Raw genomic sequence first — 15,920 nt, forward strand, 5'->3', positions numbered from 1 at the left:
GACGACCCAGCCTAGTGGCCGTCGTCGTACCCCGGGTCCACGTCCTCCGGTGCGCGTCCGAGCAGGTGCGCGACCTGCTCGACGACGACGTCGCGCACGAGGTCCGGCAGGTCGGTGGCGTCGTGCGCCCGCGCCTCGACGGGCCGGCGGTAGACGACGATGCGGTGGGGGAGCCCGGCGTCGGCGGGGAAGTACCGCCCGAGCGGCACGCCGCCGTGCTCCCAGGGCGCCGGGTCGGACGGAGGGACGTCCTCGACGGCGAACTCGACGCCGTCGAGCTGCCGCGCCCACCGGCGCTCGAGGTCCTCGACGGCGTCGAGCACGAGGTCGTCGAACCGCTCCGCGCGTGTGCGGTAGCCGGGGCTGGTCATCGGCAGCACGGGTCCCCGCAGGCCGCGGCCCCGGCGGTCGCGCCGGCGCCCTGCGCCGACGCGCGGGACGGGCGCGGGCACGGCCGCGCCCCGGCGGGCGGGCAGCGCGCGGTCGGCGCCGCCGGACGGTCCCGGCACGGGCCCGGTCGCGGGTCGGTGAGGGCCGGCGGGGCTCATCCGGCCACTGTACGACGGGGGACCGCAGCGGCGGCGCCGTGCACGACACGACGCCGCAGCGGCGCGGGCGCACCTGCTCGGCGCGCGCCGCGCGGTACCGTCTGCACCGTGAGATCCGTCCGGCAGTGCTCGCGCACGGCGTGCCCGCACGCTGCGGTCGCGACGCTCACCTACGTGTACGCCGACTCCACGGCCGTGCTGGGCCCGCTCGCGCAGCTCGCGGAGCCGCACTCGTACGACCTGTGCGTCGAGCACGCGGAGCGGCTGACCGCCCCCGCGGCTGGGAGGTCGTCCGGCTGCTCCCCGACCTGGAGGCCGCGGCGCCGAGCCACGACGACCTGCTCGCGCTGGCCGACGCCGTGCGCGAGGCCGGGCGGCGCCGGGCACCCGAGCCCGCCCAGCCCCTGGCGCCCGTGCCCGCACCGGCGCCGCCCGCCGCCGACGGCCGCCGCCGCGGGCACCTGCGCGTGGTGCCGGGCGACGCGCCGTGACGGGCCGCGGCCGCTCGCGCGGCACGCCGGCCGACGAGCCCCTCGGCTCGGTCACGCGTCCGCTCGTCGACGACTCCTCGGTGGTGCCCGCGTGCCACCGCTGCGGGTCGGCGGGGCTCACGCGCGTGCGGCTGGCGCTGCCCGACGGCCGGCCCGCCGTGTTCGCCTCGTGCGGCGCGTGCGAGAGCCGGGCCTGGTACGTCGTCGGCGGCGACGGCACGCCCCTGGGGCCGGACGGAACCCCGCGCGACGCCGTCTGACCCGCCCGGTCGCTAGGGTGGGGGACCGATCCCGCCACCCACCGAAGGACCCTCCGTGCCGACACCCGTCGACCTCTCCGCGCTCATCAAGGCCTACGACGTCCGGGGCACCTACCCGGACCAGCTGGACGGGGACGTCGCCCGCGCGATCGGCGCGGCGTTCGCCGACGTCGTGGTCCTGCCCGAGGCGCCGGCGGGGACACGGCCGCGGGCCGTGGTCGGCAACGACATGCGCCCGTCCGGGCCGGAGCTCGTCCGCGCGTTCGCCGAGGGTCTGACGACGCGGGGCGTCGACGTGCTGCTCATCGGCCTGTGCTCGACCGACGGCCTCTACCACGCGTCGGGCTCGCTGGGCGTGCCCGGGGCGATGTTCACCGCCAGCCACAACCCGGCGCAGTACAACGGCATCAAGCTGTGCCGCGCGGGTGCCCGGCCGGTGGGCCAGGACTCCGGCCTCGTGGACGTGCGCGAGCTCGCCGGCCGGTACCTCGCCGAGGGCGTCCCCGCCGCGGCGGACGGGGGCGCCGTGGACGAGCAGGACATGCTCGGCGCGTACGCGCGGTTCCTGCGCGGTCTCGTCGACCTGTCGGGCGTCCGACCGCTCAAGGTCGTCGTCGACGCCGGCAACGGCATGGGCGGTCACACGGTGCCCGCGGTCCTCGGCACGGCGGCCGGCCTGCCCGCGCTGCCGCTCGAGGTCGTCCCGCTCTACTTCGAGCTCGACGGCACGTTCCCCAACCACGAGGCGAACCCGCTCGAGCCGGAGAACCTGCGCGACCTGCAGGCCGCGGTCGTCGCGCACGGCGCGGACCTGGGCCTGGCGTTCGACGGCGACGCCGACCGGTGCTTCGTGGTCGACGAGAACGGCGACGCCGTCAGCCCGTCGGCGATCACGGCGCTCGTCGGGCTGCGGGAGGTCGAGCGCGAGCGCGCGGCCGGGCGCACCCCGACGGTGATCCACAACCTCATTACCTCCCGCGTCGTGCCCGACCTGCTCGAGGCCGCCGGTGCGCGCACCGTGCGCACGCGTGTGGGGCACTCGTTCATCAAGGCGCAGATGGCCGAGCACGACGCGGTCTTCGGCGGTGAGCACAGCGCCCACTACTACTTCCGGGACTTCTTCTTCGCCGACACCGGCATGCTCGCGGCGATGCACGTGCTCGCGGCGCTCGGCGGCCAGCCGCACCCGCTGTCGGCGCTCGCGGACCAGTACCAGCCGTACGTCGCGAGCGGCGAGATCAACTCGCGCGTGGACGACGTCGCGGCGGCTCGCGCACGCGTCGTGGAGGCGTACGTGACGCAGCAGGGCGGCGGCCCGGTGGACGTCGACGAGCTGGACGGCCTGACCGTCTCGCACTGGGGCGGGCACCCGCAGTGGTGGTTCAACCTGCGCGCGTCCAACACGGAGCCGCTCCTGCGGCTCAACGTCGAGGCGGCGGACGAGGACATCATGGAGAAGGTGCGCGACGACGTGCTCGCGCTCGTCCGCGAGGAGGAGGTCCGGTGAGCGGGGACCGTCAGGACGAGGAGGCCGCGACCACGCTGGAGCCCTGGGCCCGGGCCCTGCTGCGCTGCCCCGTCACGGGCGCCGAGCTCGTCGACGGCACGGACGCGGACGGTCGGCCGGTCCTCGTGAGCCAGGACGCCGAGCGGCCGCTGGTCTACCCGGTGCGGGACGGGATCCCGGTGCTGCTCGCGGACGAGGCGCGCCCCGCCTGACCGGTACGCGTCGGCCGCCGTGCCCGGGCCGCCCCGGCCGGGGTCGGCCCGCTCGTCGACGCCGCGCGGTCGCCGGCCGACGCCCGCCGGGTGGACGGCTCAGGCCGCGGGGTCCGGCACGCCGTGGGGGAGCCGGCGCAGGAGCCGCGCCTCCTCCTCCACCCGGCGCACGCGCTCGAGCTCGACGTCCGTCTCCCGGCGCCGGCGCTCGGCGAGCACGGCCGCGAGGAAGGCCTCGGGGTGCGTGCCGGGCGGGGGCGGCGGGCTGACGTACGTCGCCAGCTCGGCCGACAGGCGCGTGCCGAGCTCGACGCGCGACGCCGGGTGCAGGCGGTCGGCGCGGGCGAGGAACTGGCGGACGGCGAGCGCGAGCCCGTCGGGCAGGCGCACGACGTCGGCGTGCGCAGCCCAGCCCGCCAGCGGCAGCGGCATCTCCACCGGCCGGCGCACGGGCGCGGGCGTGCGCACACGCGCGGCGTGCGTGCCCGCGAGGACGTCGCCGATGCGCTTGCCGGTCGGGTGGACCAGCGCGACGAGCAGCGCGACCGAGCCGAGCGTGCCCCACAGCTCGAGCACGCCCGTCAGCGCGCGCACGAACGCGTGCCGGAACGTGATCGGTCCGCCGTCGTCCCGCACGATGCGCACGCCCGCGATGAGCTTGCCGAGCGAGCGTCCGCGGCTGAGGGTCTCCACCGTCGTCGGCAGGACCAGCACGACGGCCACGAGGGACACGACCGACAGGATGCGTCCCGTGTGCTCGTCGAGGGGGAGCTGCACCTGACCGAGCACGAAGTCGACGACGATCGCGGCCACGAGCAGCGCCAGCACGTCGAGCAGGGCCGCGAGCAGCCGGGACGCGACCGACGCGGGCCGCGTGTCGAGCCGCACGCCCTCGCCGATGACGACGCCGTCCGCCGGTCCGCCGTGCTGCCACCCCGTCACCGTGCTCACCTGGGCAGACTAGCCGTGACGCGCCGTGCGGATGGCAGGCTGTGCCCGTGGACCTCGACGCGTACACCCGGGCACGCACGCCGCTGTGGAGCCGGCTCGACGCGCTGGTGCGGGAGCGGCGTCTGGACGGGGCGCAGACGGACGAGCTCGTGCGGCTCTACCAGTCGACCGCGACCGACCTGTCCGCCGTGCGCTCGGCGGCCCCGGACCCCGAGACGCTGTCCCGCCTGTCGCAGCTGCTGGGACGCGCGCGGGGGCGGCTCGCGGGCACGCACGCGCCGGCGTGGACGGACGTCGCGCGCTTCGTCGTCGTCGCCGTCCCGGCCGCGCTGTACCGGATCCGGTGGTGGACGGTCGCCGTCATGGCGGCCTTCCTCGTCGTGGGCGTCGCCACCGGCACCCTCGTCGCGCTGGACCCCGACGCGCGGGCGCTCATGGGGACGCCCGAGTCGCAGCGCCAGTACGTCGAGGAGCAGTTCGCCGAGTACTACGACCCGGGCGCCGGCTTCGCCACCATGGTGTGGACCAACAACGCCTTCATCGCGGCGATCTGCGTGGGCACCGGGATCACCGGGGTGCTGCCCGTGTACGTGCTGGTGAACAACGCCGTGAACGTGGGCGCCGCGGGCGGGCTCATGGCCGCCCACGGCCGCCTGGACGTGTTCCTGCAGCTCATCTCCCCGCACGGCCTGCTCGAGCTCACGGCGATCTTCGTCGCCGGCGCGGCGGGGCTGCGGCTGTTCTGGACGCTGGTGGACCCCGGGCCGCGACCCCGCGGGCGCGCGCTCGCGCAGGAGGGGCGCGCCCTGTTCACCGTGGCGCTCGGCCTCGTGGGCGTGCTCGCGGTCTCCGGTCTGGTCGAGGGCTTCGTCACCGGGTCGGACCTGCCGTGGCCGGTCAAGGTCGCCGTCGGCGTCGTCGTGCTCGCCGCGTTCTGGGCATGGACGCTCGTGCCCGGCCGGCGCGCCGTCCTGGCCGGGGAGACCGGCGACCTCGCCGCCGACCGGGGCGGGTACGCCGTCGCGACCGCGGGCTGACCCGTACCGCCGCCCGCTGCCCGCCGCGCCCGGCACGTGTGCCGGGGCGCCGGAGCCGGGCCCGGGCGGGTCAGAGGCGGCCCGCCGCCTTGAGCGCCAGGTACGTGTCCGCGAGGCGTGGTGCCAGGTCGTCCGGCAACGCCTCGACCACCTCGACACCGCGCTGGCGCAGGCGCGCGGCGACGGCGGCGCGCTCCAGGCCCGCCCGCTCCGCCGCGGCGGCGTCGAAGACCTCCTCCGCCGTGCCGCGCGCGGAGCGCAGGTCCTCGAGCTCCGGGTCGGCCACGGACGCGAGCACGACGAGGTGCCGCCGGGTCAGCCGCCCGACGACCTCGAGCAGGCCCTGCTCGACGGCGGCCGGGTCGAGCGACGTCAGCAGCACGACGAGCGCGCGCCGGCTGAGCCGCGACCGCACCTGCGCCACGAGCCCCGGCCAGTCGGTCTCCACCAGCTCCGGCTGGATCCCGGTGAGGGCCTCCGCGAGGGCGGGCAGGACCCGGCTCTGGTGGGTGTCCACCGCGCGGGCGCGCACGCGGCGGTCGTACGCGAGCAGCTCGACGCGGTCGCCCGCGTGCGCGGCGAGCGCGCCGAGCAGCAGCGCGGCCTCGACGCTCGCCTCCAGTCGGGTCGCGTCGAGGATGCGCGCGGCGCTGGTCCGAGCGGTGTCGACGACGAGGAGCACGTGCCGGTCGCGCTCGGGCCGCCAGGTGCGGACCACGACCTCCTGGCGTCGCGCGGTCGCACGCCAGTCGATCGAGCGGACGTCGTCGCCGTCGACGTACTCGCGCAGCGAGTCGAACTCGGTGCCCGCGCCGCGCACCTGCACGGCCGCGCGCCCGTCGAGCTCGCGCAGCCGCGCGAGGCGGGAGGGCAGGTGGCGGCGGGACGCGAACTCGGGCAGCACGCGCAGGCGCGCGGGCACCGCGAGCGAGACCTGACGCCCGGCGAGCCCCAGCGGACCGACCGTGCGCAGGGTGACCCGGTCGGCGACGAGGTCGCCGCGGCGGGTCGGCCGCAGCGGCGTGCGCACCGTGCGGGCCTCGCCGACCGGGACGTCGACCTGGTGCCGGGGCGTGCGCGCGCCGGTCGGCGCGTCACCGTCGGGCAGCGCCGACGGCGGCCACGCGTCGCGCACGAGACCGCGCAGCGTGCGCCCGCCCACGTTGCGCAGCGTGACGGCCGACGCCGTGGGCTGGCCGAGCCGCACCGAGCGCGGCACGTCGCGGGAGAGCGCGACGTCGCGCGGGGACGCCGCGAGTGCGACGTCGACGGCGCACAGCACCACGACGACGAGGGCCCACGCGAGCACGGTGACGGGCGCCGGGAGCACCGCGACGGGCACGAGCCCGAGGAGGGCGACCAGGACGGCGCGGGACGTGATCGCCACGGCTCAGCGGGGGACGGGGACCGAGGCGAGCACCGTGTCGAGCACGGACTCGGTCGTGACGCCCTCGATCTCGGCCTCGGGACGCAGCTGCACGCGGTGCCGCAGGGTGGGGTGCGCGAGGGCCTGCACGTCGTCGGGCGTGACGTACCCGCGCCCGGACAGCCAGGCCCAGGCGCGCGAGGTCGCGAGCAGGGCCGTCGCCCCGCGGGGCGAGACGCCGAGCGCGAGCGAGGGCGACGTGCGCGTGCCGCGGCACACGTCGACGACGTAGCCGAGCACCTCCGGCGCGACCTGCACCTGCGCGACCTCGGCGCGGGCACGGCCGAGCTCGCCCGCGCCGGCGACGGCGCGCACGCCCGCCGCCGCCAGGTCCCGCGGGTCGAAGCCGGCGGCGTGCCGTGCGAGCACCTCGACCTCGTCCGCCCGCTCGGGCAGCGGGAGCGTCAGCTTGAGCAGGAAGCGGTCGAGCTGCGCCTCGGGCAGCGGGTAGGTGCCCTCGTACTCGACCGGGTTCTGCGTCGCGACGACGACGAACGGGTCGGGCAGCGGCCGCGGCACGCCGTCGACCGAGACCTGCCGCTCCTCCATCGCCTCGAGCAGGGAGGCCTGCGTCTTCGGGGGCGTGCGGTTGATCTCGTCCGCGAGCAGCAGGTTCGTGAAGACGGGGCCCTCGCGGAACGAGAACTCCGCGGTGCGCGCGTCGTACACGAGCGACCCCGTGACGTCGCCCGGCATGAGGTCGGGCGTGAACTGCACGCGCTTGGTGCCGAGCGACAGCGCGCCGGACAGGCTCCGCACGAGCAGCGTCTTCGCGACGCCCGGCACCCCCTCGAGGAGGACGTGCCCCCGGCACAGGAGCGCGATGATCAGGCCCGTGACGGCGGCGTCCTGCCCGACGACGGCCTTGCCGACCTCGGTGCGGACGGCGGCGAGGGCGGCCCGCAGGTCGGCGGTCGGCGTCGGTGGGACGGGCCCCGGCTCGTGCGTCGCGACGGGCTGCGGCGCGGGCGCCGGCGGGAACGGCGTCTGGTCGGTCACGGTCGGTGAACCTCGCTCTCCAGGTGGTGCAGGTCGTGGGCGAGCCGCAGCAGGCCCGCGTCGTCGGTGGGGGCGGTCCGTACAGCAGCTGCTCGACGTCGCGGCTCGCCCTGCCGGTGGCGCGTGCGAGGGCGTCCACGAGGGCCGGTGCGGGCGCCGAGCGGGGGAGCCCGAGGCGCTGCGCGGCGCGGGTCGCCGTGCCGGCGCGCAGCGCCGCCGCCGCGTGCCCGTGCGCGCGGCCGCGCCGGTAGAGCCGGCCACGGCCGCGCGTGGTCTCGGCTGCGCGGACGACCACGGGCAGCTGCTCGGCGACCACCGGCCCGAGCCGGCGACCGCGCCACAGGACGACCACGGCCAGCACGAGCAGGAGCCACAGGGCCACCGGACGCACCCACGGGACGAGGTCCGTGAGCGACGCGCCGGCGTCCTCGGGCGGCGCGGCCGTCCCGAGGTCGTCGTAGCTCGGCACGTACCACACGAGGTGCTCGTGGCGACCGAGCGCGCGCAGCGCGAGGGCGGCGTTCCCCTCCTGCGCGACGGCGTCGTTCGTCAGCGGCGTGAGGTCGGTCAGCGCGGTCACGCGCCGCCCGTCCTGCTCGAGCACGACGTACGCGCCCTCGGTGGCGGGTCCACCGGCGGGCGGGAAGCAGACCGTGGCCGTGCCGGACAGGTCCTCGACGGAGCCGCTGAGGGTGGCCGTGCCCGCGGCGAGCGCGTCCGGGTCGTCGCACGACGCGGTCCGGACGCCGCGTGCGGAGACGTCGCCGCCCGTCGCCAGGCCCGGTGCGACCGAGGACAGCGCCCACTCGGCGTCGACCAGGACGAGGTCGTTGTCGAGCGCCGCGACGCGGTCGACCTGCTCCGGCAGCAGGAGCGCGTCGCCCACCAGGAGGACCGTGCCGCCGCGTGCGGCGGCGGACTCCGCGTCGGCGGTCGTGCGCACGTAGCTGATCTCGACCCCGCGGCGCTCGAGCACGCGGGCGAGCGCGTGGGAGCCGGCCGCGCCGGTGTTGTCCGGTGCACCGGCGGTCGTGCTGGAGTGGGGCGCGGGCAGCAGGAGCACGAGGACCCCGAGCGCGACGACCGCCGCGACCGCGAGCCACGGTCGCAGCCGCCGCCAGCGGCCGGCCGTGCGCGTCCGCCCGGTCGTGCCGTCGCCGAGCACCTCCCCGGGACGCAGCGCCGGGCCGGCGACGGGGGCGCTCACGAGCCGCCGCCCGGTGCGGCGGCCGCGACGGCGTCGGTCCGGGCGGGACGTGCCGCACGCACGGCGTCGTCGAGCGCGCGCATCGCGGCGTCGTCCTCGGCGCTCGCGCGGCGCTCGCCGTAGACGACGTCGTCGAAGCGGTCGCCGCCGCGGGCCAGGGCGTCGGCGACGTCCGGCAGCGTCCGTCCGGCGATCTGCGCGGCCTCGTGCGCGGTGCGGCCCGGGCGCTCGTCGAGCAGACCCCGCTCCTCGAGCCCGCGCACCACGGCACGGAAGCGCTCGGCGACCGCGGTCGAGTGGTCGCCCGCGCGGGCGGCCGCGTCGGCCGCCGCACGCAGCGCCGCGGCCGACCGGCGGTCGTCCCCCGCGAGGACCTCGCGTGCGACGCGCCGTCGTGCCAGGCGGCCCCGGACCGGCCCGGCGACCCAGAGCGCGAGGAGGACGACGGCGACCGCGACGGCCACGACCACGAGGAGCGCGGCGCGCGGCGGGAGCCCGACGCCCTGCATCCCCGCGAGCTGCTCCAGCACCCAGGAGACGAAGCGGTCGAGGAGCGACTCACCGCGGCTGTACGCGGGGTCGGCGAGCTCCTCCAGGACCCAGCGCCGGGCCGTCGGCGCGTCGGGCGTGACCGGGACGCCGAGGGGCGTCACGGCTCGCTCGCCGCGCGCGCGAGCTCGAGGTCGAGCCCCTCACGACGCATCCGGACGTCGACGTACAGCAGCGCCACGACCGCGGCGAGGAACGAGGTCGAGATCGTCATCCCGACGATCGTGCCCACGGCCGTGAGCACGATCGTCAGCGAGGTCGACCCGGTCATCCCCAGGACGACGCCCGAGAGGAGCGAGGCCGGGAAGACGAACAGGGATCCGACGACCGCGACGAGCACGGACGCGAGCAGGTAGATGCCGAGGAGACGCCAGAAGCTGCCGCGCGTGAGGCGCCACGCGCGCGCCACGGTCGCCCAGAACGGCTTGCCCTCGAGCATGAGCGCGGGCGGCACCAGCAGCGTGCGCACCGTGAGCCACGCGAACGCCGCCGCCAGCAGCAGGGCGCCGACGAGCACCACGGCGAACGCCGCGCCCTCCTGCTGCTGCGCGAACAGCAGCACCGACAGCCCGACCCACGCGGCGGCGAGCACGACCTGCGCGAGCAGCACGAGCAGGGTGAAGCCGAGCACCCACCACACGCGCGGGGACCGCACCACCTCGCGCATGCTGACGCGACGTCCGAGCACGCTGCGGCTGACCGAGACGATGAGCAGCCCGGTGAGCACGCTGGACACGGGCAGCAGCAGCGGGCCGCTCGCCGTGCCCGCCAGGCTGAGGGAGAACACCTCGCTCACCGCGGCGGCGTCGGTGGTGCCGTCCACGCCCACGAGGGCGTCGCCGAGCGCGCCGGCGAGCAGCCCGGCGACGTACAGCTGCAGGAGCGTCTGGAGCGCGACGGCGACCGTCACGACCATGGCCGCGAGCCCGAACATGACCATCGGGTTCGCGCGCACGGCACGCACCGAGCCGTCGAGGATCTCGCCCAGCCCGAGCGGACGCAGGGGCACGATGCCGGGCTGCAGGGGTGCGGGCCGCCACGCCGCCGCCCCGTACGGGGAGGGCGGCGCGGTCCCGGCCGCCGCGGGCGGCGTGCCCCATCCCGGGGGTGCGGCGGGTGCGCCCCACCCCGGTGGCGCGGCGGGCGCACCGTGGGCCGGGGCCGGCGGGACCGGGCCGGCGGGACCCGCGCCTGTGGGACCCGCGCCGGTGGGGGCCGCGCCGGAGGGGGCAGCGCCGGAGGGGGCAGCGCCGGTGGGGGCCGCAGCGGGCGATGCGCCGACGGGCGCCGCGCCCGGGCTCTCCGGGGGCCGGGCGGACGGGCTCACCCAGCCGGCGGGCGGCGGGCCGTCGTCCTGCGGGGAGGTCATGCTGTCCGGGCTCCTCGGTGCGGGTGCGGGTGCGCGCCCATCGTGCCACGCGGCACCCGCACGACCGGGCAGGTCAGCGCCGCGGCTGTGCACGGCGGCTCCGAGGTGCCCCCGCACCGGGGACGTCACCCGGTCGCGCGCGCCGGGTGCACCCGGACGGCCGTCCGGCGATGAGAGAATCACGCCCATGAGGGGACGCGTGCTCGTGGTCGACGACGACACCGCGCTGGCCGAGATGATCGGCATCGTGCTGCGCTCGGAGGGTTTCGAGCCGGTGTTCTGCGAGGACGGCGACGAGGCCCTGGGGGTCTTCCGCCAGACCCAGCCGGACCTCGTGCTCCTCGACCTCATGCTGCCCGGCCGCGACGGCAACGAGGTCTGCCGCCAGATCCGCGCGGAGTCCGGCGTCCCGATCGTCATGCTCACGGCCAAGAGCGACACCGTGGACGTCGTGCTCGGCCTGGAGTCCGGCGCCGACGACTACATCTCCAAGCCGTTCAAGCCCAAGGAGCTCGTCGCACGCGTGCGCGCCCGGCTGCGCCGCAGCGACGAGCCCGCACCCGAGCACCTGACCATCGGCGACCTCACGATCGACGTCCCGGGGCACCGCGTCGAGCGCGCGGGCCGGCCGATCTCCCTCACGCCGCTCGAGTTCGACCTCCTCGTGGCGCTCGCGCGCAAGCCGTGGCAGGTCTTCACGCGCGAGGTGCTGCTGGAGAAGGTGTGGGGGTACCGGCACGCCGCCGACACCCGGCTGGTCAACGTCCACGTGCAGCGCCTGCGCTCGAAGATCGAGACGGACCCGGAGCGGCCCGAGATCGTCGTGACGGTGCGCGGGGTCGGGTACAAGGCGGGCGTGCCGGGGACGTGAAGGCCGTGGCGTGGGCGGCATGAGGACCGTGCAGGGGGGCGGGCGGCTCGGCCGCCGGGTGCACCGCGTCACGCGCTGGTGGCGCTCGTCGCTGCAGGTGCGCGTCCTGACGTCGACGCTCGCGATCGGGCTCGTCGCGCTCGCGCTCCTCGGGGTCTACGTGGGCGAGCGGATCAGCGCGGGGCTGTTCGACGCGCGCCGCGAGCAGGTGCTCGCGGAGAGCGCCCGCAGCACCCAGCAGGCCCAGCAGGTGTTCACGTCGTCGACCGCCATCACACGCCCGGACGTGCAGCAGCTGCTGCGCGGCGTGACGCTCGCGCAGAGCGGGGGAGGCTCCTCGGAGCGGGACGTGTTCCTGCTGCGGGCACCGGGGCAGCGCTCGGCCGTCGAGGTCGGTGCGACCGCGTCCGACCCCTCGCTCGTCGACCTCGTCGGCCGCGAGATCAAGGAGGCGACGGCGGCCGGCGGGCAGCAGTGGCAGTCCGTGGGGATCCCGGGCGAGGACGGGCGCGTCGTCCCCGGCATCCTCGTCGGCCAGGACGTCACCGTCCCCGTCGTCGGCCGGTACCAGATGTTCTTCCTCTACAGCCTCGAGGCCGAGCAGGAGCGGCTGGACTTCCTGCTGCGCACCCTGGCGTTCGCCGCCGCGGCCCTCGTCGTCCTGCTCGGGTCGATGACGTGGCTCGTGACGCGACGCACCGTGCACCCCGTGCGCGCCGCGGCCCAGGTGGCCGAGCGCCTCGCCGACGGTGACCTGGCGGAGCGCATGACCGTGCGCGGTGCGGACGAGATGGCACGCCTCGCCCGCTCGTTCAACGAGATGGCCGAGGGGCTGCAGGACCAGATCCGGCGCATGGAGGAGCTCTCGACGCTGCAGCGCCGGTTCGTCTCCGACGTGTCCCACGAGCTGCGCACGCCGCTGACGACGATCCGCATGGCGGGCGAGGTCATCCACGCCGCGCGCGACGACTTCGACCCCGCCGTCAAGCGGTCCGCCGAGCTGCTGGCCGCGCAGCTCGACCGGTTCGAGGACCTGCTCGCGGACCTGCTCGAGATCAGCCGGTTCGACGCCGGCGCGGCCGTGCTCGACGCCGAGCGCCGGGACGTGCGCGACGTCGTGCTCCAGGCGGTCGAGCACACGGCGACGCTCGCGCAGCGGCGCGGGTCGTGGCTGAGCGTCCGCCTGCCGGAGGCGCCCGCCGACGCGGACCTGGACCCGCGCCGCGTCGAGCGCGTCCTGCGCAACCTGCTCGTCAACGCCGTGGAGCACGCGGACGGCAGCGCCGTGGAGGTGGCCGTGGCCGCCGACGCGCGCGCGGTGGCCGTCACCGTCCGCGACCACGGCGTCGGCATGACACCCCAGGAGGCCGCGCACGTGTTCGACCGCTTCTGGCGCGCCGACCCGGCGCGCGCCCGCACGACCGGGGGCACCGGGCTCGGGCTGGCGATCTCGCTCGAGGACGCGCACCTGCACGGCGGGCAGCTCGAGGCGTGGGGACGCCCGGGCCGTGGCGCGTGCTTCCGGCTCACGCTTCCCCGCCGCGCCGGCATCCGGCTGGACGGGTCCCCGCTGCCCCTCGTGCCCGAGGAGTCCCCGGAGCCCGCGGACACCGCACCGCGGCCGCGCACGGACCCGGCCGCCCTGCCCGAGCTGCCGCCGATGACCGGCGAGATCGCCGTCGTCGGGGACCTGCGCGACCCCGCGCGGGCCGACCTGCAGGGACAGGTGGAGCGGCTGCCCGCGCGACCGGGGGGTGCCGCGTGAGCGCGCGCCGGCGGCTGCGCGCCGCCCTGACCGCCGTGGCCGTCGCCGCGCTCGCGGGCTGCGTCGCGCTGCCGACGTCGGGACCGGTCACCGCCGGTGACGGCGAGGTCCGCGAGCCCGAGGGCATCGTGGTGCTCGCCCAGGGACCGCAGGCGGACGCGGGGCCGGCGGAGATCGTCGAGGGGTTCCTGCTCGCGGGGGCGGCGGAGGTGACGGGCGACTTCGCGGTCGCCCGGGAGTTCCTGGTGGGGCAGGCGCGCGAGGAGTGGGACCCCACCGCGGGCGCGGTCGTCGCCACCACCCGGCAGTTCGAGGTGACGGGCGACGCGCAGGTCAACGTCGAGGTCTCCGTCGAGGGCAAGCTCGACCCGGGCGGGCGGTTCACGGAGACGTCCGCGGACGCGCGCGAGTCCCTGCGCTTCGAGCTGGTCGAGGACGCCGACGGGCACTGGCGCATCGCGCACGCGCCGGACGGGCTGCTGCTGACGCCCGCGAACCTGGACCAGCAGTACCGGCCGGTCAAGCTGTGGTTCCTCACCCCGGACGCGGACATGCTCGTGCCCGAGGTCCGGTGGTTCTCGCAGCGCAGCCTGCAGACGGCGGTGGTCAAGGCGCTGCTGGCCGGACCCTCGCCCTGGCTGCGCGACTCGGTCCGGACCGCGGTGCCCGCGGGCGTCGAGCTGGAGCCGGAGGCCGTGCTGCTCGAGGGCGGGGTGGCCGAGGTGTCCCTCCAGCCCGCACAGGCGGTGCAGGAGGCGGACCGTGGCCTGCTGCTCGCCCAGCTCGAGGCGTCGCTGCGGCCGCTCGGGGTGGCGTCGGTGCAGGTCCGTGCGGGTGGTGTCGTCCTGCGCAGCGGCGCCCAGACGCTGCCCACGGCACCCCCGCGCGGCGAGCTCGAGGTCCTCACGGGCGGCCGGGTGGTCACGCTGACGGACGGCCAGGTGACGCCGGTCGAGGACCTCGCACCCGTCGACGGCGCGGCACCGCAGGCGCTCGCGCACGGCGCCGGCGGCGTGCACGTCGCGCTCGCCGACCCCGGCACCCTCGTCACCGTGGCGGCCCCGGGGCAGGTGCGGGAGGTGCTCGCCTCCGGGACGGCGCTCGCGGCGCCGTCGGTCGACCGGCACGGGTGGGTGTGGACCGCGCGGTCCCCGACGGCGGCACCGCTCGTGGCGGCGCGCCCGGGCGGGCCCGTCGTCGACGTCACGGGGGACTGGCTCGCGGGACGCACGGTCCAGGCGCTGCGGGTCTCGCCCGACGGCACCCGGGTCGCGGTGGTGTCGGCCGGGGCCGACGGCGTCACGCTCGACGTCGCCGGGGTCGTGCGCGACGAGGCGGGTGCACCGCTGCGGCTGGGGCAGCAGCCCGTGCGGGTGGGCGCACAGGCCGTGCCGACCACGTCCGTGGTGTGGGTCGACGAGGTCACCCTCGCCGTCCTGGCCGAGGACGAGGCCGGGACGGTGCCGGTCCTCGTGCCGCTCTCGGCGAGCAGCTCGCCCCTGCCGGCCGTGGCCGGCGCGGTCGCCCTCGCCGCCGAGCGTGGCGACCGCACGCTGCACGTGGTCACCTCCGAGGGCGAGCTGCTCCGCTACGACGGGCGCACGTGGGTGGCGGTGCCGGGCGTGGCGGGCGTGACGGGCGCGGCGTTCCCCGGCTGAGCCTGCCGTCCTCGCACCGACCCACCCTCAGCCCGGGCGGGACGGTGCCGGCTCCCGTGCGGCGGCGTCCGACCGCCTCGGCACCGCCTGTGCCCGCGAGGCTCGGGCACGTGCCGTCCGCCGACCGTCGCCCGCCGTCCGTCGCCCCCGTGCCCGCGCCGCGGGGGTGGTGGCGGTGGTGCGCGGCGCGCTCGCGGACCTGCTCGGTCTCGTCGTCCCCGTGGCGTGCGCCGGCTGCGGGCGTAAGGACGTGCCGTGGTGCGCCGCGTGCGCCGCGCTGCTGACGGGGCCGCCGGTGCGGTGCGAGCGCGCCGCCCCGCGGCTCGACCTGGTGGACCGCGTCCTGCTGCCCGCGTGGGCCCTGGCCCCGTACACCGGGCGCGTGCGTGCCGCGGTCGGCGCGTGGAAGGACGGCGGCCGGGCCGACCTCGACCGCGCCCTGCGGGCGGCGCTCGCCCGCGCCGCCCCGCACGTGGCCCGCGAGGCGGCGCTCGCCCGCAGCCCGGGACCGCCGCTGCTGGTCGTGCCCGTGCCCTCCACGGCGGCGGCCCGGCGACGGCGTGGCCGCGCGCCGGTGGAGGTGCTCGCGCACGGCGTCGCGGACGGTCTCGCCGGCGCCGGGTACCGCGCCGCGGCCGCGCCGGCGCTCGTCCGGGGCCGGGGTGCGGACCTTGCCGGGCTGGGCGCGCAGGCCCGCGTCGCCGCGCTCGACGGACGGGTCCGCGTGCGTCCCGGAGTCCGTGTCCACGACCGGCGCGTGCTGCTCGTGGACGACGTCCTGACCACCGGCGCGACGATCGCGGCGTGCGTCGACGTCCTGCGGCGACATCGCGCCGACGTCGTCGCGTGCTGCGTCCTCGCGGCGACACCGCCGCCCTCGGGTCGGCCTGCGTGAGCGGCCCGTGCACGCGGGGCGGGGAGGGGGGACCGACGTCCCGGGGTGCGGACGGACCGGCGAGGGGTACACCCGTCCGGGTGTACCGAAGGGCCCGGGTGAAGTGCGGCACGAGGGCCGCGGGGGTTAGCGTGAGTGCCTGGGAACGACGCCCCGCGCGTTCGTCCTCGCTGGT

At 77.4% G+C, this 15,920-nt stretch carries 14 protein-coding genes and 2 pseudogenes; 9 read left to right on the forward strand and 7 right to left on the reverse strand.

What is annotated here, in order from left to right; translation table 11 throughout:
* Positions 1–11 precede the first annotated feature (11 nt).
* Complete coding sequence (locus GC089_RS06130) at positions 12–548, reverse strand: metallopeptidase family protein (RefSeq protein WP_196250842.1); 537 nt, start codon at positions 546–548, stop codon at positions 12–14.
* 108 nt (positions 549–656) lie between these two features.
* On the opposite strand from GC089_RS06130, the pseudogene GC089_RS06135 reads away from it, so the two are divergent.
* The 4 genes and pseudogenes from GC089_RS06135 to GC089_RS06150 all read left to right on the forward strand — a co-directional run bounded on the left by GC089_RS06135 (position 657) and on the right by GC089_RS06150 (position 3,018).
* Positions 657–1,039, forward strand: a pseudogene (locus GC089_RS06135) (DUF3499 domain-containing protein).
* Positions 1,036–1,299, forward strand: a complete 264-nt coding sequence (locus GC089_RS06140) for a hypothetical protein (RefSeq protein WP_155376889.1) — start codon at positions 1,036–1,038, stop codon at positions 1,297–1,299. The pseudogene GC089_RS06135 and the gene GC089_RS06140 overlap by 4 nt, the downstream one beginning before the upstream one ends.
* Positions 1,300–1,354: 55 nt before the next feature.
* Positions 1,355–2,806, forward strand: a complete 1,452-nt coding sequence (locus tag GC089_RS06145; RefSeq protein WP_155376890.1) for a phosphomannomutase/phosphoglucomutase — start codon at positions 1,355–1,357, stop codon at positions 2,804–2,806.
* Positions 2,803–3,018 (forward strand): Trm112 family protein, encoded by a 216-nt coding sequence (locus GC089_RS06150; protein ID WP_155376891.1) that lies wholly within the window; start codon positions 2,803–2,805, stop codon positions 3,016–3,018. The genes GC089_RS06145 and GC089_RS06150 overlap by 4 nt, the downstream gene beginning before the upstream one ends.
* A 99-nt stretch (positions 3,019–3,117) precedes the next feature.
* Here the strand turns inward: GC089_RS06150 and GC089_RS06155 are convergent, their stop codons facing one another.
* Positions 3,118–3,969, reverse strand: coding sequence for an RDD family protein (locus GC089_RS06155; protein ID WP_230685103.1), 852 nt, complete (start codon positions 3,967–3,969; stop codon positions 3,118–3,120).
* Positions 3,970–4,016: 47 nt separating this feature from the next.
* Between GC089_RS06155 and GC089_RS06160 the strand changes: the two genes are divergently transcribed.
* Positions 4,017–5,006 (forward strand): stage II sporulation protein M, encoded by a 990-nt coding sequence (locus GC089_RS06160; RefSeq protein ID WP_155376892.1) that lies wholly within the window; start codon positions 4,017–4,019, stop codon positions 5,004–5,006.
* 70 nt (positions 5,007–5,076) lie between these two features.
* Here the strand turns inward: GC089_RS06160 and GC089_RS06165 are convergent, their stop codons facing one another.
* The 5 genes and pseudogenes from GC089_RS06165 to GC089_RS06185 form a co-directional block, all read right to left on the reverse strand.
* Entirely contained in the window at positions 5,077–6,393 is a 1,317-nt protein-coding gene (locus tag GC089_RS06165; protein WP_155376893.1) for a DUF58 domain-containing protein, read from the reverse strand.
* Positions 6,394–6,396: 3 nt separating this feature from the next.
* On the reverse strand, positions 6,397–7,431 hold the full coding sequence (locus GC089_RS06170; protein ID WP_370514078.1) for an AAA family ATPase: 1,035 nt from the start codon (positions 7,429–7,431) through the stop codon (positions 6,397–6,399).
* 562 nt (positions 7,432–7,993) lie between these two features.
* Positions 7,994–8,638 (reverse strand): annotated as a pseudogene (locus GC089_RS19950) (DUF4350 domain-containing protein); the annotation flags it as partial.
* Entirely contained in the window at positions 8,635–9,291 is a 657-nt protein-coding gene (locus GC089_RS06180) for a DUF4129 domain-containing protein (protein WP_155376894.1), read from the reverse strand. The pseudogene GC089_RS19950 and the gene GC089_RS06180, both read right to left, overlap by 4 nt.
* Positions 9,288–10,196, reverse strand: a complete 909-nt coding sequence (locus GC089_RS06185) for a glycerophosphoryl diester phosphodiesterase membrane domain-containing protein (protein ID WP_230685104.1) — start codon at positions 10,194–10,196, stop codon at positions 9,288–9,290. The genes GC089_RS06180 and GC089_RS06185 overlap by 4 nt, the downstream gene beginning before the upstream one ends.
* Before the next feature lie 547 nt (positions 10,197–10,743).
* On the opposite strand from GC089_RS06185, the gene mtrA reads away from it, so the two are divergent.
* From mtrA to GC089_RS06205, 4 genes are all read left to right on the forward strand, one after another.
* Positions 10,744–11,427, forward strand: coding sequence for an MtrAB system response regulator MtrA (gene mtrA, locus GC089_RS06190; protein ID WP_155376896.1), 684 nt, complete (start codon positions 10,744–10,746; stop codon positions 11,425–11,427).
* Between the two features lie 19 nt (positions 11,428–11,446).
* The gene (gene mtrB, locus GC089_RS06195) at positions 11,447–13,192 is read left to right on the forward strand and encodes an MtrAB system histidine kinase MtrB (RefSeq protein ID WP_155376897.1); all 1,746 of its coding nucleotides are present in this window, start codon (positions 11,447–11,449) and stop codon (positions 13,190–13,192) included.
* On the forward strand, positions 13,189–14,850 hold the full coding sequence (locus GC089_RS06200; protein WP_230685105.1) for an LpqB family beta-propeller domain-containing protein: 1,662 nt from the start codon (positions 13,189–13,191) through the stop codon (positions 14,848–14,850). Before mtrB ends, GC089_RS06200 begins: the two co-directional genes overlap by 4 nt.
* Before the next feature lie 175 nt (positions 14,851–15,025).
* On the forward strand, positions 15,026–15,745 hold the full coding sequence (locus GC089_RS06205; protein ID WP_230685106.1) for a ComF family protein: 720 nt from the start codon (positions 15,026–15,028) through the stop codon (positions 15,743–15,745).
* The last annotated feature ends 175 nt before the right edge of the window (positions 15,746–15,920 follow it).

It is taken from the genome of Cellulomonas sp. JZ18 (assembly GCF_009720485.1).
In the GTDB taxonomy this organism is placed as follows: Bacteria; Actinomycetota; Actinomycetes; order Actinomycetales; family Cellulomonadaceae; genus Cellulomonas.

What these genes read in the sequence shown, in the direction of transcription:
- GC089_RS06130 (WP_196250842.1), bottom strand. Translation starts at nt 548, where the DNA reads ATGAGCCCCGCCGGCCCTCACCGACCCGCGACCGGGCCCGTGCCGGGA.
- mtrB (WP_155376897.1), top strand. Translation starts at nt 11,447, where the DNA reads ATGAGGACCGTGCAGGGGGGCGGGCGGCTCGGCCGCCGGGTGCACCGC.
- mtrA (WP_155376896.1), top strand. Translation starts at nt 10,744, where the DNA reads ATGAGGGGACGCGTGCTCGTGGTCGACGACGACACCGCGCTGGCCGAG.